Origin of the sequence: Mycobacterium sp. (assembly GCF_044223235.1) — a bacterium.
GTDB lineage: Bacteria > Actinomycetota > Actinomycetes > Mycobacteriales > Mycobacteriaceae > Mycobacterium.
Genome location: NZ_JBGAME010000016.1, coordinates 87,508 through 108,419, shown reverse-complemented (window position 1 = coordinate 108,419; position 20,912 = coordinate 87,508). Strand labels below are relative to the sequence as shown.

The window sequence follows — 20,912 nt, the reverse complement described above, 5'->3', positions numbered from 1 at the left end:
CTCAGGATCGAGATGGCCGACAACCCCCAACCCATACTGAGCTTCACCCACGACGAGCAGGTCTCGGCGATCACGTTCCACCCCAACGGACGCCAACTCGCGGCCATCGCCAACCAAACCCTTTGCATCTACGACCTGACCCCGGGCGCGGCACCGACCGTCGTGGCCACCGACGTCGAATTGTTCGCCGTCGCCTACGCCCCCACCGGAACCACGGTGGCCGTAAGCGGATTCGGTGCCGGCGTCAACGGGCCGAGGCCCGCCATTGCGTTCGACCCGGTAACAGGGTCGCAGCGATGGCGCAAGACCTCGGTGCCGTCGATCATCAGCGGATTCAGCGCCGACGCAAGCTCGATTCTGGTGCGCAGCCAAAAGTCCGCGCAGTTGCTCGATGCCGCGACGGGCACACCACGATGGAATTTCGATGCGCAGCAAGGACAAACACTGTACCGGGGTGAATTCAGCCCCGACGGGTCCACCGTCGCGATCGGCACCGGTCAAGGACTTGACAGCGGCGAGATCGTCTTCGTGGGCACGAGCGACGGCGCTGTTCGCAAGCGCGTCGGGCGCCCGAGTCCGGTTCGTGCCCTTTCATTTTCACGCACCGGACGGTTTGTAGCCTTCGGCGCCGACAGAGAGATCGGGATACTCGACACCACCAGTCAGGCACTGCGGGTGCTGCCCAACCCGGTGGTTCCGCATCACGGTGACCGGCGGGAGGTATTGCGCATCGTCTTCAGCGGCGACGACCGGCTGCTCGGCGTGGTGAGCGTGACTATCAACGGGATCAACCCGACCATCCAAGTGCTGGAGTCGGATACGTTCGCCGTCAAGCGGGAACTGCCCGATGGGTTCGCGGGCTGGCTGGAGTTCGGCCGCGACTCGCGCACGGTCCTGACCGGGGAAACCGGATCCACCGCGCGGATCTGGGATGTGGCTACCGGGGTGGACCTGTTCAGCTACACCCCCACCGACAGCGAGACCGGGATCAGCGATACCACGTTGGATCCGGTGGGTCGGTTGATCGCGGTGTCCTCCGATCGCACCGTGCGGGTCTTCGAACTGCCCGCCGCCGAACGGCTGCGGTTGGCTCATGGCGGCCCGGTGTGTGCGGTGGGTTTCGACACCGACGGCTCCCGGGTGCTGACCGGCAGCGCCGACAAAACCGCCCGGGTGTTCGACCTGGCCACCGGCACACCACAATTCAGCATCACCCACAACGACGCCGTCATCGCCGTGTGCGCCATCCCCAGCCGAGCCTGGTTCGCCACCGCCAGCACCGACGCCACCGCCCGCATCATCGAGACCACCACCGGCACCCAACGCGCCACCATCAACCACCCCGGCGCCCTGACCGCCCTCACCGCCAGCACCGACGGCACCCGCCTGGCCACCGGCTGCACCGACGGCGCCGCACGCCTCATCGACCCCGACACCGCCACCATCGTGCGCCGCCTGACCCTCGACGACACCGTGCACGCCGTCGCATTCAACCCCGCAGGCACCCGCCTGGCCGTCGGCAGCGCCGACGGCACCGCCCGCATCTACAACACCACCACCGGCGCCGAACTGCTCAACCTGGCCCACAACGGCGCCGTCCACGCCGTCGCCTTCAACCCCGCAGGCACCCGCCTGGCCACCGCCGCCGCCGATGCCACCGCCCGCATCTTCGACACCACCACCGGCACCCAACTGCACACCCTGCCCCACAACGGCCCCGTCACCGCCGTCGCCTTCACCACCGACGCCACCCGCCTGGCCACCGCCGCCGCCGACAACACCGCCCGCATCTTCGACACCACCACCGGCACCCAACTGCACACCCTGCCCCACAACGGCCCCGTGCACGCCGTCGCCTTCACCACCGACGCCACCCGCCTGATCACCGCCGCCGCCGATGCCACCGCCCGCATCTACGACACCACCACCGAAACTCACCCACGACGGCCCCGTCACCGCCCTGGCCATCGACCCCACCAACACCACCCTGGCCACCGCCAGCACCGACACCACCGCCCGCATCTACCCCCTGCCCGCATAACAGCGACACCTCAGGATCGAGATGGCCGAGCACGTCAGTGCGTGTACCGCCAGCTGATCGTCGCCTGCGGGGGCACCAGGACGCCCTCTGGCGGGAACTGCGAGACGATTCGCGCCCCGTTCGGATCGCCCTGCAGGTCGAACTTGACCCTGCTCCTGGTGACGGTGAAGAAAAAGTTGCCGAGATCGCGCGGGGTGTTCTTGGTCAAGGCGTCCAGTTGGTGACCGAGAAAATCCAGGCAGTGATCCACACCCTCCAGGTTCACGCAGGACAGCAGGCTGACGACGGCGTCCGCGGACTCCCCGACCAGGTCCGGCATGGCGTTGGCGGGGCGCGGAACCACCGTCAGGGTCTGCGGAGCCGAGGTGGAATTGAGAAAACCGACTGTGCTGCAATCTGTTTCAAACCAGACATCGACGGACAGCGTGCACGGCTGACTGGCGGGCACCGGCGGTGCCTGGAATGTCAGCACCGGACTCGCCGAACACGACGGCAGGGCGGCGACCGGGACGACACCCGTCTTGTTCCAGCGGTAGCTGATGCCGGGCAGCGGTGCCCCGACGACAGTCGGACCCGCAGCCGTTCCGGTTCCCGCGGCGGCGGTGAGCGTCACGGCATCCTTCTCCCGTACCGTCCCGTTGGCCAAAGTCGCCGCACTGATGGCGAATTCGGATAGCGGGTCGCACATCACCCTGGTGATGACGGGGTCGGCGGGATTGTCGTCGTTCTGGCTGAAGCGCCAGGTCTGGGGCTCGGGCGCGTGGGCCCGAACGGACCACACCTCATTCTCCGCGGCGGAGGCGGTCGCCCTGATCTCACAGTCGACGACGATCTGGTCGCCGGCTTTCGAGGTCTGGGCACTCACCCGGCGAGTGGTGACGGTGGTGGTGTCGTTGAGGGCGCTGCCGTTCGTGGTGGGCAGCGCCAGCGATCGGGCACCGCGTTCGAGGGAGACCGTGACACCATTCGCCGCCACCGGGAAGCGCAGCTGCAACGCTGGGAACGGCGGGCTGCTCCCGACGTCGAGCCGAAGATCGACGACAAGCCCGCGTGACGCGGACACCGTGTAGTCGGTGGAGCCGAGGCCCGCGGGGCTGATGGCAGCCATGACCTTCTCCTTCAGATCGCGGTGACCAGACGTTTGTAGTAGATCCTGAACGTGCCGTCCCGGTCGCTACCCCAGAACAACCACACCGTCGTGTCCGACCCGGCGACCGCGAACGGCACCGTGTCGTCCCTGTCCGACGTGACCACCCGATGCGGTATGCCCCACTGCCCCAGGTTGTCACGCCTGCGGGCGAGCAGGTCGCGATTCCCGATCTCGCCGCGGCTCCAGATCAGCCAGAGCGCCCCCTCACCGTCTTCGATCGCGCACGGCTCGCGGTCGTTGAGGTCGGTCCCGTCGATCTTCACCGTGTTCACCTGCGATGGCGCACCGTCGATCCGGTTGACGAAGATGCCGTCGGCCTGCCAGAAGACCCAGGCCCCACCGCTGCGGGGACAGAGCACGAAAGGCGGTGCCGTGCCGCCGGTCGGCGCGTCCCCGATCTTGGTCCGGGTGGGGTCGGCGCCCCCGGCCGGGTCGAGGTTCACCACGTAGAAGCCCCCGCTGGCGCCGGTGGCGTTGACCACCGCCCAGATCTTGCCGGTGCTGTCGGCCGCGGCATGGAAGTCGCGGCGTTTGGTATCGATGTCGGCGAGTTGTTTGGCGTCGGTGTCCACCCAGCCGCTGGCCAGGCTCCAGCGGCGGTAGAACCAGCGTTCGACGGCAGGAGTGTTCGGGTCGCCCGGGATCGACTTGTGGAAGAACACCGTGACCACCTGGCCGGTGGCCACCACGAACGGGCTGTCCTCGCCGACCGGGGCGGGTGTGGCAGCCACCGGCGACGGTGCCGGCGGGCCTCCAGCGGCCAGCTGGGCGAAGGTGGCGCGGACGCTCTGGATGTCCGCGTTGGCCGCGTTCTCCGACTGATACACGATGAACAGCGAGCCGTCGGGCAACTCGGCGACCGACGGACGGGTGTGGCTGACACCGGAGGTCAGCGGTATCGGCGTCGCGAACCCCGCCGAAGTCGAGTCCAGGCCCATCCGCGTGACATAGATCTGCTCGGTGTTGGTCAGCACCTTGGAAAACACCGCGACCAGACCGCGCTGGCTGTCCAGCAGGAACGCCCGCGACATCGCGTCGGTGGCGTTGGCTTCCTGCGCGGCGGTGACCCTCGCGTCGGGGGTCATCGGCAGTTCACCGCGCAGCAGCGCATTCACCGCCTCCCGCAGGCTGATCGGCGGGCGGTGCGATCCGGCCCGGTAGTCGTCGGCGCTGGTGCCCATCACATCCTCGACCAGGGTGGCGGGCGGCAGCCGCAACCGCCGGTGCCGGTGGTCGGCCACGTCGGCATCGCGGACCTGCGGATCGTTGGCGCGGCGGGTGATCACCGCGAGCAGGGTGTAGGAATGCCGGGGGATGTACCCATCGTCGCCGGGCTGCGGGGCCCCGTCGCCCTGGCGGACCCGCACCACCCAGTCGCGGCGGATCCTGGCGCAGGTCTCCACACCGACGCCGGCGTGCAGCAGCGCGGGCTGGTCGTCGGCGGTCACCACCGTCTCCCAGACGTCCAGGTACACCGCGACCGGCGAGTTGCCCCGCGGCACGGCGGTGACGACGCCGACCCCAAGCCGGTCGGCGAGCTGTTGCGCGCCCGGGTTGGACTCGTGCAGAGGCTGTTTCGTGAAGGCGATGTCGGCGTCGATGATCACGTCGAGTCCGTCGGCGATGATGCGGCCGACGTGGCGCAGTCCCCGCTCGTCCGGTCCGGCGTCCGCCGTGCCGGCCTGATCCCCCGCCTTGATCGTGAAATCGTTTGCCGCCCCGGTTCCCTCGATGCGGAACCCGTCGTTGCCGTCGGGCACACCGTCGCCCACGAACCACTTGAGGAAGGCGCGCAGCTCGAACTGGCGGATGTCGTCGAGCTCGTTGATATCGGCGTCGACGATCGGCACGCCTTGCTGCATCCGCACATTGACATACCGCGCGAGCGGGTCGAACGTGCTTGCCGAGATCAGTGCCATGGCTTCACCTTTCAGACATCGGCGATCGGGACGGCCCGCACGTTGGCGGGCAGGAACGGGGATAGCAGCCGGCGCAGACGGTCCGCGTCGCCGGGCTGAAGCGGCCGATCGGCACGGCCCCGGCCGAAGAAGACGGTGATCGCGGCAGGTGTGTGCCGTTCGTCCGGAGCCGGCGTGTCACCGCGCGGGCGCTGCGGTGTGTAGTCCAGCAGGTCGTCGAAGGTGTCCCGGCCCGCGTTGCGCGCCGAGTCCGCCGGTACCGCTGTCGTGCTGCCTGCGTAGCGATGCTGCGAGATCAATTGCACGCCAGCCTCTCCCGTGGCACCGGGAATGGCTGAATGGGCGACGCTGCGGTCGCTGCGGAACAGGAGCAGTGTCTGCGGACCGGCGAAGACGACGGGGTCGGTGTCTGTGCTCGACCCGGTGGTGACCGGTTCGGGCGCCGGGTCCTGCGCGGTCAGGCTCATCCGCCAGATCCTGGCGCCGCCGCCACGATTGGACCGGAAGTACACCCAGGACTGGCCGTTCGGGTCGGCGACCACCGCCGGTTCGCGGTCGACGGCCGCAGCGCCGGTGAGCGCCTCCGCGTCGCTCCACGAGTCGGACCCGGGTTCACGCCGCCGTAGCGTCAGCTGCCAGAGATCACCCCCGGGCTGACGCACCCGCCTACTTGCGGCCAGCAGCACAGCGTCGCCGTCGCGGGCCAGGTGCGGCTCGCGTTCACCCCCGCCGGGACCAGGCACGAACATCGGCGCGGACCACCACCCCGACAGCGCGACGACCGGACCGCCTGACGGCAGTTCACTCCAGCGCCCGTCGATGTCGCGGACGACGGCACCCGAGGCGGTACCGACGTAGATGCGTCCACCCGCGGAAGTGACGGCACGGCAGTCACTGACGGCGATGCTGTCGTCGGTGTGCAGGCGCGTGCCGCCGTCCGCGCCGAGTTCCACGGGACCCGCGGCTGTCGCCAACCACACCGTGGCGCCCTCACAGGCCACGTCACGCACATCGGACGCGGCCGCCGGTAACCCCGCCACCTCCTTGACGACGACGCGACCGTCATCGCCGATCCTGGCGACGCCACCACTGGTCGCCGCCCACACCGAGCCGTCCGCAGCGACCGCCAGCCGCCGCGCTTCGGCCGCAGGCACGGCGAACGTGTGCCAGCCGCCGGCCCGCAACACCGCGACGCCGCTTGCCGTGGCCACCCAAACCGAGCCGTCGAGCAGGGCCAGGACCGCGCGGATATCGTTGCCGGGCAGACCGTCTGAGGTGCCGACCGACCGCCATCGGCCATCGACACTGCGTGTGCCCAGGCCCGCTGCCGTGGCGCACCAGACGGTGCCGTCCGGGCCGACGGCGACACCACGGACGTCGTCGGCGGGCAGACCGCCCGCCGTCGAGGCCGTGGTGAACGTCGTGACCGTCCCGCCCGGCGCGCGCGACGCCGCACCCGCCGCCGTGGCGACCCAGACCGTGCCGTCGGCGTCGGCGACGGCGTGGCGGACATCGTCGGCGGGCAACCCGTCTGGCGCGCCGACGCTGGCAATGCCTTCGTCGGAGAGGATTTTCAGGCCCGATGCGGTTGCGGCCAGGATCTGCCGGACCCACCGCGCGGTGACCAGGCGCCACGCGCTCCCGTCATGGGTGCTCCAGCACATCCGCACCGCACCCCCGGCCTCCGCAACCGCGGTGCATTCGGCGTGGCGCCCAGGTCCGATCTGGCCGACATCGAGGGGTGGACCCCAATCCAGCGCGGCATCCCATCCACCGCGGGCTGTCAGCCCGCGCGCGCCGAACCCCAGCCGGCGGGCCGCCGTCGACCCGGCGAGCGAAACCGCCGCGGTGGCAGCCGGGCCCGCGTCGGCCGTGCTGAGCACCAGCCTCCCGTCGGAGGTGGATCCGGCGGCGATATCGGATCCGAGTTGGTCGTTGAGCGCCGCCACCGCCTCGTCGACCGTGGCGGAGCCGGGATCGTCGTAGTCGGCCGCACGCACCGTGAAGGTGTGGCTGGTGCGCGGCCCGTCGATGACCAGCACGGTGTCGGGAGTCAGGGCGAACGGCCCCGGCGCGTCGCCGGTCAGTCGTGCCGGCGTGGGCGACGACGCCGTTCCGACACGGTAATTCAGCCGCGAACGCTGCGTCGACGGGTCGCTCACCCATGCACACCAGATGTCTTCCGCGACAACGGCGACGGCCGGGTCGGCCTGAGCTCCGGGCTCGCCGCCGATGGGCTGCGCGTCGTAGAACCTTCCGAACCGGCGCGGTTTGATCCGCAGTGCGGGTGCAGCGCCCGGACCGGCGGTCGTGGCATACGCCAGCCACCCGGCATCCGCGTCGCCGCAGGCCACGGACAGACGTCCCCGGGGTGCACCCTCCAGCGCCACCAGCGTGGCCGTCGCCGCCACCACCGCGACGCGGGCGGCGTCGTCGTCTCGTTCGGAACGCAACCGGACCTGTCCGGCCACCGCCGACGCACCGACGCCGCGCAGCTGACCGGCAATCGCCGCGGCCACCTCCGCGGCCGTCGCGGCCGACGGATCGGTGAAATCGCCCGCGGCGAACCGTACGACCGTCGGCGCGGCCCCGTCCACCGCAAGCGACATCGACATGCCGTCGAAAAGGCGGAACGGTTCGCTCGCCGTCCCGGTCAGCTCCACACCCGAGCCGGACAGCCCCAGGACCGCGCCCGCATCGTCGGGAGCGGCCCAGCCGCCGTCCGCGCTCTCGACGGCGGCGAACACATTACGTCGCGGCGCATCGTTGGAGCGGGAGATGCTTTGCGCCGCTTCGCCGATCCGGACCGACCACCCCGTGTAGTGATCGACGATCTCATGCAGCCCGGCTGCGGTGCCGACGTTGCGGTAGCGCGCCGGCGCCGCGGCGATCTCGTTACGGCGCCTGGCGATGTCCTCGCTGGTGAGATTCCAGCCGATCCAGCGCGCGAGCAGCGGCAGATAGCGAGCGTCCGTCAGGTCGGTGTCGCGCAGACCGCGCAGGCCGTCCGCCGAGCTGCGCAGGGCACCCACCGTTGCCCCGAATACATCGATGAGCCGGCGTAACTGGCCGCCGGACGCGTTGGCTTCCGGCATCATGCCGGTGCCGGCATCCGCGGGACGGCTCGTCGTGTCACGACTGCGGTAGACCGCAGGCAACGCGTCGTACAGGACATGGTGATAGCGGTAGGCGGCGGTCGGGCTCGCACTGGCACGCAACGATCCGTTCACATCCGGTCCGCTGTCGAGCCGGTAATAGTAGGTGCAGGAGGGGATCAGTGGGACCTGCCCGGTGCCCGCGTCGAGCAGTTCGACCTCCCGGCGGACCAGGGCGTGATCGCGGCGCCGGACGGTGCGCACCGTGCGCCGCAGCTCTTCGATGGCACGGCCGTTCACGATCCGCGCGACGCTGCACACCTCCTCGGCGAACTGCAGGTCACCGTCAACGCCGATGGCGCCGGCCAAGCGGCGCACTTCGAGGTGGCCGGGCTCGGCCACGGGCGGAAACGAGCCGCTGTCATAGATCACATAGGGGGTCGTGACCGCGGGGAAGTCGAAGTCCCGCTGCTTGCGCAGGACGGTGATCCTCGGATCGGCGCCGTCCTGGTCCGGGAAGATTACCCAGCGCAACAGGATTCGCGGTCCGCACAGGTCGGCCGTCGCGGTCAGTTCGGTGACGCTCATCGCGCCTGGATTCGCACGTCGAGCGCACCGAGCACGGGGATCTCGAACTGCCCCACGTCGATTCGGCCGTCGGCCTGCAGGTCTGCCGAGATCGCCGAGCGGATGAAGTCGGGCATCCGCGCCAGCGGCGGCAGGCCGGACCGGGCGAGCTGCGCGTCGATGTCGGGTTCGGCGCGGTCGGCTCTGCGGAACCGGTGCACCGTGGCGCCGATGACACCGGACACCGACTCGACGGTGGCATAGACCTCACTGAGGTAAAGCGTCTGAGCGAAGTCGACGGTGTCGAACGCCAGCAGGCCCGCGATCGCCGCACGGACGTTGCCGAGGACCGTGGCGGGCGCGAATCGCTCGTCGACCGCTATCGCGCAGCCGATGTCGATCGGCGCCGGGCGTGCGCCGACGACATCGACGGAGGTGCACAGCGGGCGCTTGTCCTCGAAGTAGGCCAACAGGTGGTTACGCAGCGACTCCGACAGCGGGGTGAGGCGATCGCCCGCCGGGGCGACGTAGAGATGCACCCGATTCCACGACGTCGCACACACGCGGACCTTCGCCACCGAACCCGTGGCGCGTGTCAGCGCCGCGTAATCCTCTGCCGTGACGGCTCGCTGCATCGAGCGAAACATCTTCGGCGCGTTGCGAATCGCACTGTCGGGTGCTTCCGCGTCGCTGCCACCCGCGGCGGCGACGGGGTTGGTCAGCGCGACCAGGCCGGGGATCGGCGTGATGGCTTCGCTGATCTGGCCTGCGGCGACGTTGCCGCGGGCGCCGACGCACACCCGGTAGCCGGCGCGGATATTGTCGGTGCCGACCGGTGGTGGCCGGTTGGTGAACACGATGCGGGGCGTGTCGGAGGAGTCGACGGTGAGCCGGAATTCGCGGGCGAGCGGATCGGGTGACGGCAGCCCGGCCGCTGCCCGATACCAACGTACCCATCCCGCTCCCTCGTCGACTTCGATTCCCACCGAATCCAGATCGACCTGTTTCTCCGGCAGCGCGAAGGTCTGGTTCGGCTCGCCGGTGCCCGAGCCGAGGGTCGGAATCGGTGCCGCCTGCACCCCTTGTTCCACCGGCAACGGCTCGTAGTAGACCAGTGCCCTATCCGGATCCGGGTCGGACAGAACCTGATCGGATGCCAGATTGATCGTCAGATCCGCACCGCGGTAGATGAATTCGATCGGGCCGTGCACCGGCACCTCTGCGCGGAACCGGCTGCCCTGCGCGATGGTGACCAGGCCGTTCTGTGCCGCCGCCTTGGCGGGGTCGAATGTCAGTCGCAGGTCGGCACGGGCCGGCGCCGCGGGGGTGAACTCATAGCCGACGAGCCGTAGCAGGTCGACGAGGCCGGCTCGCTCGGTCGCCGTTTCCGGAAACATCTCGCTGGCGATGCGGTCCTGGTAGTACGCGACGATATCGCCGCAGTAGGCGAACAGGTCGATCAGGACCATGACGAGGTCCGACGGTGAGCGATCCGTCCATTCGGGCAGGCGCTGGGTCGCAAGCCGCAGCATCGCCGCCCGCAGGGACGCGAAGTCCTTGTCGGTGTAGTCGATCGCGGGCACGCTCATCGGGTTCGGCTCCTAGTGTGCGGTGAGGGCTAGTGCTCGTTGAGGGCGACGATCATCTGGCCGGTGACCGGTGCGTCGGTGTGGACGTACTGCAGCACCAGCTGAAGCCGGTCGTCGGTGCGGTCGATCTGCGCGCTGGCCACGACGATGCGCGGCTCCCAGCGCAGCAGCGCCTCGTGGGCCTGCCGGCGCAGCAGGTCGGCAGTGATATCGTCATCGGGCTCGTGTACGAGTCCGGCTACGTTGCAGCCATATTCGCGCATCATGGGCCGCTCGCCCTGCCGCGTACCCAGCAGCATCATGACATCCTCACGGATCTTGTCGGCGCCTTCGCTCCACACCGCCGACCCGGTCCGCGGATCGATGCGAAAAGGAATGGAGGGTCCTCGCGGATCGGTCACGTCGGCTCCTCGCGCAAGCGCTCGTCGGTCATCGTCGTGTCTCCCGTCAATCGAGCGGACATGCCGGCAGCGCCGGCAGTTCTGGTAGTTGCGGCAGGTCGGGTATCGCAGGCAACCCGGGAATCGCGGGCAGCGGCAACGTGATCGAGGGAAGCGCGGGCAGTTTGACGCCGGGCACATCGGGCAACCGCAGCGACGGCAACTCCGGAATGTCCGGAATCTTCGGCAACCCGGGCACCGACGGCAACGGCACCGCGATCGACGGCAACGCGGGCAGTTTGACGCCGGGCACATCGGGCAACCGCAGCGACGGCAACTCCGGAATGTCCGGAATCTTCGGCAACCCAGGCACCGACGGCAACGGCACCGTGATGGACGGCAACGGCGGGAAGGCGCATCTGCTCATTTGATGACCACCGAACTGCTCAGGTGCACACCGGGAATGAGCTTGGGGACGGCGAGGAATTGCGGAGACGGAGATGGCGGTCCAAGCGCCGCCGTGGGGTGGGTGTGCGTGGCGAGCAGTGTCCACAGCGCTTCCATCCCGGTGCCGAGCACCGCGGTGTCCGTCGCGCCGGCCCCGAGCGCGACCGTCGTCGCCTCGATAACCACTTTGGCGGCCCGGATGTGCACGGTGTCCTTGGTGACGTTGACGACCGCGCCGTCCTTGTTCCTGATGCTGACCCCGCTCTCACCCATCGCGATGAAGTTGCTGTGGCCCTCGGCGATCGTGGCCGAGTTGTCGACCGCGTCCATGTGCAGGAACGAGCCCGACGAACTCGACAGCAGCACGCTGCCGTTGTCGTCGATCGAGACCATCGCGTTGCCGGTGTGGGTGAACAGCACCTTGGCCGGTTCGACCTTGGTCGGTTCGGATCCGGTGACCGCGACCCCGACCCACAGCGGGCGCCCCGCATCGCCGGCTTCGAATTCGACCCATACGGTGGCACCCTGCGGCGGCGCGAAGTACTGCCCGTAGGGCAGACATGCCTCTGCCATCACCGCCACCCCCGACCCGAAGACGTCGGGCACCTCGACCTTCAGCAGGCCCCGGTGCTCCGCGTCGGCATTGTCGAGTACGGTCGCGCGGAACTTGCCGTAATACCGCCCGACGTGGCGGCTGTGCTCCTCGGCCAGCATCCCCGCTCCTTACCTGGTGGCCATGAACTCGGTGGAGTACACAGCGCCGCCGCCGGTCCCGGCCCGTTCGTAGATGTGGTTGACCCGGCGTACATACCAGTCACCCTCGGCCCAACCCGACACCCCGGTGATGTGCACGCGAGATTTCGCGCGCAACCCCACCGTTCCCGAAGCGACCCCACGCCCGTGGAAACCCAACGCCGTGGTCGGGTCGGCTGGGTTGCTGCTGGCGAGTTCCTCTGCAGTCCTTGCCGCTTCGCCACTGACCCGCTCGACGGGACGTGACAGCTTCGCGGCCGACGCGGCGGCAAGTTCCGACAGCGCCAGAATCGCTGCACGCCTGCCCTCGTCGAGGTCGGGAACGCGGCCGAGGGTGGGCGCACCCAGCGGTGGGGGCGCCGCGGGCGGGGGCGGGGGAGAGCTGCGGGGACCACCGGTGACGGGGTCGATGGTCGTCACGGCCCGAAGGGGGACGGCGGTCGACGTGCTGCGCTCATAGCAGAACTCGGTCAGGTTGCCCCCGCCGCGGCCGTAGTGCAGTTCGCCGACCGGTTCGGCGGCCACGACTTTCGCCAGCGGGACGAAATAGAAGTTGGACGCGTCGGCGCCGTCGAACTCACAGAACGCCAGGCAGCCCTGACGCTGCGCCTGGTCGAGCACGAACTCCCACTCGTTGACGTTCGCCGGGCGGGGCGGCCTGCGCTTGTCCAGCACGGTGTCCGCGGCGGGTTCGATCTGGAATGCGGTGATGTCGTACTCGGGCCTGCCCACGATCCGGGTCAGCACCGAGCGCAGGGTCTCCCCCGGTTTCCATTCCGCCGGATCGTAATCGCGCATGCTCATGCGGTAGGTGAAGTCCAGCGCGGTCACCTCGATCTTCTGGCCGGTCGGGGTGGCCAGCACGGTGGCGCCGATCACCACGCCCTCGAAGATGTATGTGCGCATGTCGTTGTCGCCCAGGGCGATCCGCATCTCCAGTCCCTCGAAGGATGCGTCGGCGAGCATTCCGGTGCTGTCGTCCAGGCGCACCACCGCCTTGTCGGTGAGCCGGTCATCGTCCTCGACGTTGACCTGGTACACCGGGGCGGTCACGTCGCGCCAGTCGGCGCCGTCGGCGCTGACCAGAACCGTGGCAGTGGTCGTCATCGGAACAGCCGGGTTCGGTCGGTGCCGTCGGGCCGCTCACCCACCGGCATGTCCAGGATGTCGCCGGGGCCGACGTCGAGCGGAAACGCCACCGGGTTCGCGTCGGCCAGCGCCCACCACGCCTGGCTGTTGCGCAGGTACCGCCATGCCAGATACTCGACGTCCTCGACCCCCGTGACCCGGTGACGATAGGTCGCCCCGACTTGCGGGGTGCGCCGGATCGGAAGCGTCGCGCGCACCGTGCCGTCGGCCGCGGTGGCGGGGTAGGCGCTGAGCTGCCGATAGCGCGAGTTGATGGAAACCGCCATGTCTCTTCCTGATTCCTAGTCGAAGACGTCTTGGGCGAGCCCGTACCCGGGCAGTTGTTGCGCGACGTCCTCACCGGTGAGCTTGCCGCCGAACAGATACCTGAGCGCCTCGACGTTGCGCGTGATGACGTCGAGCACCGTCGACCAGGATCGGGTGTCCTCGGACAGCGTGATGCTGACCTCGGCACGTTCGGGGGTGAGGTCGGGCTTGAACTTCGTGATCTTGATGTTGAGGTCGTTCATCACGCAGGTCAGGTCGATGTCGCCAAGCCTGAGATTGCAGGTCGGCGGCGCCTTCCAGATCTCCGCGCCACCCGCGAGCGCAGGGATGTCGCGTACCAGGTCGAAGCCGGGGTTCATGAACGACCGCAGCACGGCGAGATCGGGCTCGATGCGGCCCACCGGTGATCCCGCTTCACCGGGCTTCTCGCGCGCGTCCAGGGCGAACTCGAGGGCGAAGCTGCGTGGCCGCCCCGTGGCAGGCTTCAACGACCGGGTCGCCACCAGCTTGGGGCCGAAATGCGGTACGTCACCGAGGAATCCGAACGCGACGGTGGGGGTCTTGAGGGCGGCGGCGCCGAGGCCGGGGGCGCTCTTGACCTTGCCGATCCCCTCCTTGGTCTTGTCGAACTTCCAGCTGCCGTCGTCCTGATCGTTGTTGTAGTCGAAGCTCTTTTTCTCCGAGAGCATTTCAGGGTGGAACTGAAACTTGAAGATCAACGGCGGCGCCACGAGCAGGTTGGCGATATAGCCTTTGCGGGACATCCGGGCTCCTAGGGTGTGAAGTCGAAGATCGGTACGTGCGGACGACGCTGACCGCGGATCCCGCGCACCGCGTCGAGTCGGTCCCGGCGGTCGAGACGCTCCGCGTCGTGGCCACCCAGGATCGGGAATTCAGCTGGCCCTGAGGCATTGCCCTCGGGCTCCCGCGCCGGCACCGGTGCACCTGCCGGGGTGAGATCGATGATCACCTCGCCGATCTCGACGACGGCCGCCGGCTCCGCGCCTCCCGGTGTGGCGGGGGTGGCCTGCGCGGCCGGTGTCGCGAAGTAGGTGGACATCGAGTCGAGGAGTTGGGTGAGTCCCCCGGAGGCCAGCCACTGTCCGTAGGCCGCCGCGATGGGATGGAACGGGGTCTGGGCGCGCAGCCTGTCCCACACGTTCTGCTGTCCCTTGCCCGCCGTTGCGGGCAGTAGCTTCTGCGCCGCCTCCGTCGACTTGTCGCCGATGGTCTTGAGCCGGTCTGCCAGGTTGGTGTCGGTGAGGTGTGCCTCCTTGATCGCCGCTTCGTCCATCGATTTACCGAAGTCGGACAGGCTCTTTCGCAGCGCGGTGGTGGGCTTGTCGACCAGCTCTTTCGACGAACCGGTCAGCTTGTCGGTCGCCGCCTTGGCGTCGGCGGCGGCCTTGGTGATGATCGCGTTCAGATCGGGCGGTGGCGGTGGCGGCGGCGGCACCTTCAACGGCTCCTGCGACGACTGCCCCGTCGCCTCCGCTGCCTTCTGCCCCGCACCGCCCTTCTCGAACACCTTTCCGATCGCGGAGATGCCTTTGATCAGCTGTTCGACCACGTAGAAGAGCCGCAGCTCGCCGAGCTTCCACAACACGTTGTAGACCGTCGGCACCAGCCAGGTCAGCAGCTTGTCGATGGTGTCCTTGAGTGCATTGCCGAGCACCTTCCCGAGTTCCAGTGCCGCGTCGAGGAGTTTGGCCAGCGCGGCGAACAACGCGGCCAGCGCCTCGTTGACAGCCGCGGCCAATAGCCGGACGGCCATCGCCGCGACCCTGGCGACCATCGCGATGGTCTCGAATGCCAGGACGAGCACCGCCCCGCGCAGCACCAGGACGTTGCGGACGATGAACTGCAAGGTCTCGGTGATCGCGTTGCGCAGGTCGGGTAGTCGGTCCAGCAGCCACGACAGCGCTGCGATCGCCGTCGGTATCGCCGCGACCAGACCGCCGACCAGCCGCGTCCCCGTCTCGAGGGCGGCGGTGAGTGAGTCCAGCCAGCCGCGGTACCTGCCGGCGTCGGGGGCGTCGAGCGCGGTTGGCGCGGCACCGGGCCCCGGCGGAGTGCCGTTGGCCGCCTGCAGCAGGGCGGTGACGGTGTCGAACTTGCCCTGAACGCTTTTCAGCATCGCGACGAACTCCATCTGGCCGCCCGCCGCCGCAGGCGTTGCCGCCGCACCCGCGCCAGAGGCCCCGGCGTGCGCGGAAGCCGCCGCCTGTGCCGTGGCCTCCGCCGGTTGCGTCGCGCCCTGGCCGATCCCGAGCTTGGTGATGATCCGTTCGATCCGTTCCACGAGCGTGTTGATCGTGCCGAGAGATTCGGCCAGCGTGATCGAACCGATCGTGCCGCCCACCGCGCCGCCGAAGAGGTTGCCGACGAAACTACCGATCCCCCCGAGCAACCCCGTGATGGTGTCACTGCTGCCAGGCGCGAGGTCGTTGATGTTGACGACGTGCACCCGTAGCGCGCCGTCGAGTAGCGGCGGGGCCGTCAGGCCGGTGCCTGCAGCCCCGACCGCCGCGGTGACCGCGAACGATCCGTAGCGGGCGGTGGCCCGTTCGATGTCCTCGAGCGCGCGGCGGGCGAAGCGGGTCTGTGTCAGGAGGAGACCGAGCTGGGTGACGACGTCATCCATGTGTCACCCGCCCCACCGCTGGGATGCGAGCCGCCGTTGCGCCTGCCGGTAGGCACCGCGGACGGCGTCGGCCAACTCGGCCGCAATCGTGTCGAGGTCGTCGTCGGTCGTCATCCCGCCGGCCCGGACGAGCATCCGCGGCAGCTGGACGCGGGTGGGCGCGGCGTGCCGGCGCAGGATGTGCGGGGAGGTGGGGGCCGGGACGCCGGCCTGCGGTCCGCCCGCCGGGGACTCCTCGGTGTAGCGGGACCGCCACTGCCGCGCCACCTCGCGCGCACTGCCGTGCATGAACGCGATCAGTACGCCGATTCCGGCGCCCGCGACCAGCGATTCCGGTGTGCCGATCCAGGTTTCACTGCGGGATAGCCACGATTCGAAGGACTGTGCCACCCCGTCGTGGCGGCCGCGGGTGGGCTCGGTGGGAAAGAGTTCACCCGCGATCAGATGGGCATCCAGGTGTGGTGCGGCCAGGGGCGGTTCGGCGTTGATCGCGGTCGTCGCCATGCCGGAGAAGTCCACCGCGGCCTTCTGCAGACCGTCCGCGGCCCTGGCGAAGCCGTCGGCGATCGCGGTGCGCATCCCCTCGTCGGCGGTGCGCACGATGTCACCGACCCGGCCGCGCACCTCGGCGCCGCCGAGCGTGGTGCCGATGTCGGGGAACTCGAACCGAACGCCCAGCGCCGGGGCCTCCGGGAGCTCCGACCAGTTGAAGCCCAGGAACGCCAGGATCTCGACGACGACGACGGCCAGAAACACCACAACCTTCAGGAAGTGCGCGACCTGGTACACGAAATCCCCTATGGCGGCGCCGAATTTGGTGCCGAATCCGACATAGAACGACATCGCGGCGGCCACGACACCGCCCACGACCTCTTGGATCGCGCGCACGAGCTGCTCGAGACGGAAGGCGAGGCCGCGCAGCGTCGCGAACACCTTCTGATACACGCCGGCGATCTGCACCCGAACCGCCTTCTCCACCATGGCGAGCGCGTCCAGCGTCATCAGGTGCACACGGATGTCGACGGCGGACAGTATCAGTGAGACGAACCGTGGCGCGGCCGCCGCCAGCAACGCCGCCGCGAGCACCATCGCGTCGGGTTCGTCGCCGAACCCCACCGGCGCCGCCCCCGCGGGGGCGGCGGTATCCGTACCCGGGCCACTGGGACCGGCTGCGACAGGCGGGATGCCACGCAGCGACGCCACCGGCATCATCAGCGCGTCACGCAGCTGGTCGAAGGTTCCGCCCGGCGCGTTGGCCGTCTGCATCGCCGCGTAGAACGCCGCTGCCACACCGGCGATGTCGAATACCGTGCGCCCCGCGGGTGTGAACAGGTCGGGCGTCGGCGTTGCGTACCGGGTGATCGAGACATCCGCGGCGGCCAGCAGCCGGTCGGTCGCCTCCAGAAAGGCGGGCAGGTCGGCGGCGGCGTGCATCGAGCGCCGCCACCCCGTCTCCAGAGCACCCGGACCGTCGAACCGGAGGCCTTGCGCCGCTGCGGCGGTGACCACCCGCACGGCCAGCGCGGCCCCCTCGAACCGCAGCGTGGGCATGTCGCGGGTGGACAATTCCGCGGCGCGGGCGTCCTGCAGGCGCCGGTCGAGCGCGACCTGAATGGACCGGCCCGCGATATTGGCATACCGGTCCTGACCGGCCAGGTCGGCGAATCGGGCCGCGATGGCGGCGAAGTCGATGGGCATCTCAGCCGCCCCAGGTGGCCGGCGCCACCACATAGGTCTGGCGCTGCATTCGGCGAATGAGTCTGTCACGCAACGACTCGGCCTCGGTGGGCGTGGCCTCGGGACAGCGCACCCGCAGTGTGCGGATCTGCGGGTGCACCGGCACCGGCCGATCCGCGCGCAGCACCGGCAATCTGCGCTTCGGTTCCGCCCCGGGGGCATCCTTGCCGTAGACCACGGCCACGAAATCGTCGACGACCGGCGCCAGCTGGGGGGCGACACGACCCCACAGGGCGGGGGTGAGGTACTGGCCGAGCAGCGTGGCGGTCGTGGAGGCCAGCTCGGTGAGCTCGGCCCGGTTCTGCGCCAGCGCTTCGGGGTAGCCGGCGCGTTGCGGCTCGAAGATGCTGGGCCGCTGCGCTATTCCGGCCACCGCCACGTAGGCACGGATCTCGAGCTGCACCCGGTCGATGGTGGTCGGCTGTGGGCGGTTCGCCGCCTTCTCGATCGCCTTCCAGTCCAGCGGTGGAATGGGTTTGCCGGCGGCCTGCTCGAGGATTTTGCCGGGAGACGGCAGCTCGACTTTGGGGATGAGGATGTCGAGGAATCCCGGCTTTCCCGATTTCCGTGCGTCGCGCGCCTCTTCCTCGCCGCTCGAGGTCAGGGCCAGGATGCGCTTACCCACGGGATGCTCGGTGAGCAGTGTCGGCAGGAAGTCCTGGATGTCGTACATGTACATCCGCAGCGCGGCGGTGAGATTGTCCTTGGCCCCCTGGATGGTATCGGCGGCCAAGCCGAAACCGGCGAGCATCGCGTCGCCGGCGATCGACATCACCTCGGTGGCGGTCGATGCGAATCGGGCCAGCAGCGGGGCTATCGCGAGATCGCCGTCCGTGAGCCGACGCCGCTCCGTCTGGAACGTCTCGACCGCCGCACCGAGCACCTCACCGGTGGTGCCCAACGCATTACGGATCGCCAGCACCGTCCGCACGGCGGGCAGCAAGCTCGGTACGACCGCGTCGATGACGAACGCAACGGCGCCGAGTACCTGGGCGCCGAGCGCGCCGACCCGGTCGCCGAACTCGAGGAGCCTGCGTAGCAAGGGGTTACGTACCTGTGCGCGTGGCCCGAGGAGCTGCGGCACCAACGCGGTCGCGGCGTTCATGGTGCGGGCGGCGGCCGCTGCCGTCGCCAGGACGGCGTCGACCTGTTCGCGGAACACGGCGAATGCGAACGCCCCTGCGGCCAGCCCGGCGGCGGCCAGGCCGCCGGCCGTCACGGCGATGGTCGCACCCGGTGCGATGACGACGGCGGCCCAGAACGCCAGGCCCGCCACCGTCAGCAGGATTGTGGTGATGTTGAAGGCACCGAATCGGATCAGCTGCCAGATGCCGACGACCTGGCCCATGGGGCTCAACCACATACCGCCGACCATCCCGGCCAGTGCCGCGATCGGGGTCGACACCGATGCCCCACCCGCTGTCGACGAGCGGAGCACCTCGGCCAGCCTGGCGTCGAGCTGCGTGCGGTTGGCGATCGCGACCAGCACGAACGGCCCGTCGCGCGGCACCGTCCTACCGAACCAGCTGATCAGGAATGCCCCGCGGGCGCGGGCGATGACCGCGATGTCCGCCCGCACGATCTCCATCCACGGCATCAGGGCCTTCGCACCCGCCAGCAGGGTCGGCAGGGTGATGAAGGGCTTCTGCAGCAGCAGGGCGATCGGCACCGGCGGAACCTCCTTTCGCGGCGGGCGCTACCTGGCATGTGCGGATTCGATTCGGGCGTTCTCCTGCTCGATCTGTTCGGCGAGCAGCCGGACGTAGTGGTGACGTTCGCCGACGGCCATGTCCATCAGCTCGGTGTGGGACCAGTGCAGGTGGTAGGCGAGGAAGAAGACCTCGCGGTGCAGCCGGTCCAGGCTCACTCCGGAGCTAAAAAATTGGTCATGTCCAGGCTGGCGCGGATCTCATGCCCGCAGGCCGGGCAATCGAGTTCGCGCACCAGATCGATCCCCGGCGCCGCGTCGTTGAACGCCCGGTCGATCAGGCGCCGGTCCCCGAGAGTCAGGTCGGCGAAGATCTTGGTACCCAACGCGTCGGTGCGGTGCTCGGGAAGGTCGCCCAACCGGCACAGGCAGCGCGCCAGCAGCGCGTTCTTACCCAGCGATGCGTTCTTGCGCATCTGCGGGGCCGCGGCCGACTCGTCGTCACCACGCGCCAGGCGCAGTGTCATCGTCGTGTGCACCGAACCGTCCTTGTCCAGGTACCCGTCCATCAACTCCACCGAAATATGTTCCGGTGGTTCACCTTCGGGCAGGATGGTGGTGGGCAGCTCGTCGAGGTTCTCCACGGTCTCAAAGCGTTCGCCACAGGCCGGACACGTGTAGCTCGCTGCCAGTTCGGCACCGAATGTCAGGCTGCGCAGCTTGATCAGCAGGTAGTTGCGGTCCACCGAGTACATCCCTTCGATGTCCCTGCGGCCGAGGGGAGGCAGGTCGCCGACCGGACGGATGCAGCTGTCCAGCAGGGCGGTCACCAACCTGCCGCCGTTGCGCTGATTCACCGGGTCGGCGAGCAGCGCCTCGTCACGGCCCGTCATCTTGCGCACCATCACACGCTTGTGCTGATGCCCGTCGCCGTCGACATAGCCGATCGGCAGGGTCACCTCGACCTCGCGGGCGCCTGCCCGCGGGACGGGTGCCGCGTCTTCCAGGATGGTCATCGGGGTATCCTTTCGCTTCGGGCGGGTTCGGGGCTAGGCGATCGGTTCACGTTCGAGCCCTTCGTGTTCGAGCACGATCGTCTGGACGAGCAGATTGGTCGACCCCGCCTCGAGATCACTGAATTTCGAGGACTTCACCCACGCGTCCTTGAACGAGAACATCAGCACGGGCTTGCCGAAATGGAACTTGGTGATCACCCCGCTGCGGCGTACGACAGATCCCGACGGTGTGCGCTCCTTGGGCCGGAACGTCTCGGTGAACCAGTCGAGGAACTGCTTGTCCTGATCGCTGCCGTCGACACGGCGCTCGATGGTGAGTGGCTCGTACTTGACCTTCGCGCCGGAGATCTTGTACACGTGCCCGGTGGCACCGTCGGCCTGTTCGATCGTGTCCAACTCACCTTCACTGAGGCCGGAGATCTTGCTGACGCCGGGACTGGGGATGCCGCCGACTTCCAGCACGAACTCGCTGGCCCGGTAACCTTCGTAGAACTCCTGGGTCGCCATATC

General features: G+C 69.0%; 16 protein-coding genes. 1 reads left to right on the top strand and 15 read right to left on the bottom strand.

The annotated features are described in order from the left end of the window. Positions 1–12 precede the first annotated feature (12 nt). Positions 13–2,265, top strand: a complete 2,253-nt coding sequence (locus ADBZ6K_RS18365; RefSeq protein WP_526349260.1) for a WD40 repeat domain-containing protein — start codon at positions 13–15, stop codon at positions 2,263–2,265. Between the two features lie 895 nt (positions 2,266–3,160). Here ADBZ6K_RS18365 and ADBZ6K_RS18360 read toward each other — a convergent pair. From ADBZ6K_RS18360 to ADBZ6K_RS18290, 15 genes are read right to left on the bottom strand one after another with little or no spacing between them, the layout of a single operon-like run. After that, the gene (locus ADBZ6K_RS18360; RefSeq protein ID WP_526349258.1) at positions 3,161–5,110 is read right to left on the bottom strand and encodes a DUF6519 domain-containing protein; all 1,950 of its coding nucleotides are present in this window, start codon (positions 5,108–5,110) and stop codon (positions 3,161–3,163) included. Positions 5,111–5,121: 11 nt separating this feature from the next. Further along, positions 5,122–8,793, bottom strand: coding sequence for a phage tail protein (locus ADBZ6K_RS18355; RefSeq protein ID WP_526349256.1), 3,672 nt, complete (start codon positions 8,791–8,793; stop codon positions 5,122–5,124). Then, positions 8,790–10,361 carry a baseplate J/gp47 family protein gene (locus ADBZ6K_RS18350; protein WP_526349254.1) on the bottom strand — a complete coding sequence of 524 codons (1,572 nt, stop codon included), beginning with the start codon at positions 10,359–10,361 and terminating at the stop codon, positions 8,790–8,792. The genes ADBZ6K_RS18355 and ADBZ6K_RS18350 overlap by 4 nt, the downstream gene beginning before the upstream one ends. A gap of 29 nt (positions 10,362–10,390) precedes the next feature. Beyond that, on the bottom strand, positions 10,391–10,762 hold the full coding sequence (locus tag ADBZ6K_RS18345; RefSeq protein ID WP_526349252.1) for a GPW/gp25 family protein: 372 nt from the start codon (positions 10,760–10,762) through the stop codon (positions 10,391–10,393). A 46-nt stretch (positions 10,763–10,808) separates the two neighbouring features. Beyond that, positions 10,809–11,168 (bottom strand): hypothetical protein, encoded by a 360-nt coding sequence (locus ADBZ6K_RS18340; protein WP_526349250.1) that lies wholly within the window; start codon positions 11,166–11,168, stop codon positions 10,809–10,811. Then, a complete protein-coding gene (locus tag ADBZ6K_RS18335; RefSeq protein WP_526349248.1) occupies positions 11,165–11,902 on the bottom strand; it encodes a phage baseplate assembly protein V in 738 nt (245 codons plus the stop codon). The genes ADBZ6K_RS18340 and ADBZ6K_RS18335 overlap by 4 nt, the downstream gene beginning before the upstream one ends. Before the next feature lie 9 nt (positions 11,903–11,911). Then, positions 11,912–13,048: a contractile injection system protein, VgrG/Pvc8 family gene (locus ADBZ6K_RS18330; protein WP_526349246.1), complete on the bottom strand. Its 1,137-nt coding sequence runs from the start codon at positions 13,046–13,048 to the stop codon at positions 11,912–11,914. Next, complete coding sequence (locus tag ADBZ6K_RS18325; protein ID WP_526349244.1) at positions 13,045–13,356, bottom strand: hypothetical protein; 312 nt, start codon at positions 13,354–13,356, stop codon at positions 13,045–13,047. The genes ADBZ6K_RS18330 and ADBZ6K_RS18325 overlap by 4 nt, the downstream gene beginning before the upstream one ends. A gap of 15 nt (positions 13,357–13,371) precedes the next feature. Then, on the bottom strand, positions 13,372–14,121 hold the full coding sequence (locus ADBZ6K_RS18320; RefSeq protein WP_526349242.1) for a hypothetical protein: 750 nt from the start codon (positions 14,119–14,121) through the stop codon (positions 13,372–13,374). Positions 14,122–14,129: 8 nt separating this feature from the next. Next, positions 14,130–16,001, bottom strand: coding sequence for a hypothetical protein (locus tag ADBZ6K_RS18315; RefSeq protein WP_526349240.1), 1,872 nt, complete (start codon positions 15,999–16,001; stop codon positions 14,130–14,132). Between the two features lie 3 nt (positions 16,002–16,004). Then, positions 16,005–17,699, bottom strand: coding sequence for a hypothetical protein (locus tag ADBZ6K_RS18310; protein ID WP_526349238.1), 1,695 nt, complete (start codon positions 17,697–17,699; stop codon positions 16,005–16,007). Position 17,700: 1 nt separating this feature from the next. Continuing rightward, a complete protein-coding gene (locus ADBZ6K_RS18305) occupies positions 17,701–19,407 on the bottom strand; it encodes a hypothetical protein (RefSeq protein WP_526349236.1) in 1,707 nt (568 codons plus the stop codon). A gap of 27 nt (positions 19,408–19,434) precedes the next feature. Then, the gene (locus ADBZ6K_RS18300; RefSeq protein ID WP_526349234.1) at positions 19,435–19,605 is read right to left on the bottom strand and encodes a DUF6760 family protein; all 171 of its coding nucleotides are present in this window, start codon (positions 19,603–19,605) and stop codon (positions 19,435–19,437) included. After that, complete coding sequence (locus tag ADBZ6K_RS18295; RefSeq protein ID WP_526349232.1) at positions 19,602–20,402, bottom strand: T4 family baseplate hub assembly chaperone; 801 nt, start codon at positions 20,400–20,402, stop codon at positions 19,602–19,604. The genes ADBZ6K_RS18300 and ADBZ6K_RS18295 overlap by 4 nt, the downstream gene beginning before the upstream one ends. Before the next feature lie 33 nt (positions 20,403–20,435). Then, positions 20,436–20,909: a phage tail protein gene (locus ADBZ6K_RS18290; RefSeq protein WP_526349230.1), complete on the bottom strand. Its 474-nt coding sequence runs from the start codon at positions 20,907–20,909 to the stop codon at positions 20,436–20,438. Positions 20,910–20,912 lie beyond the last annotated feature (3 nt).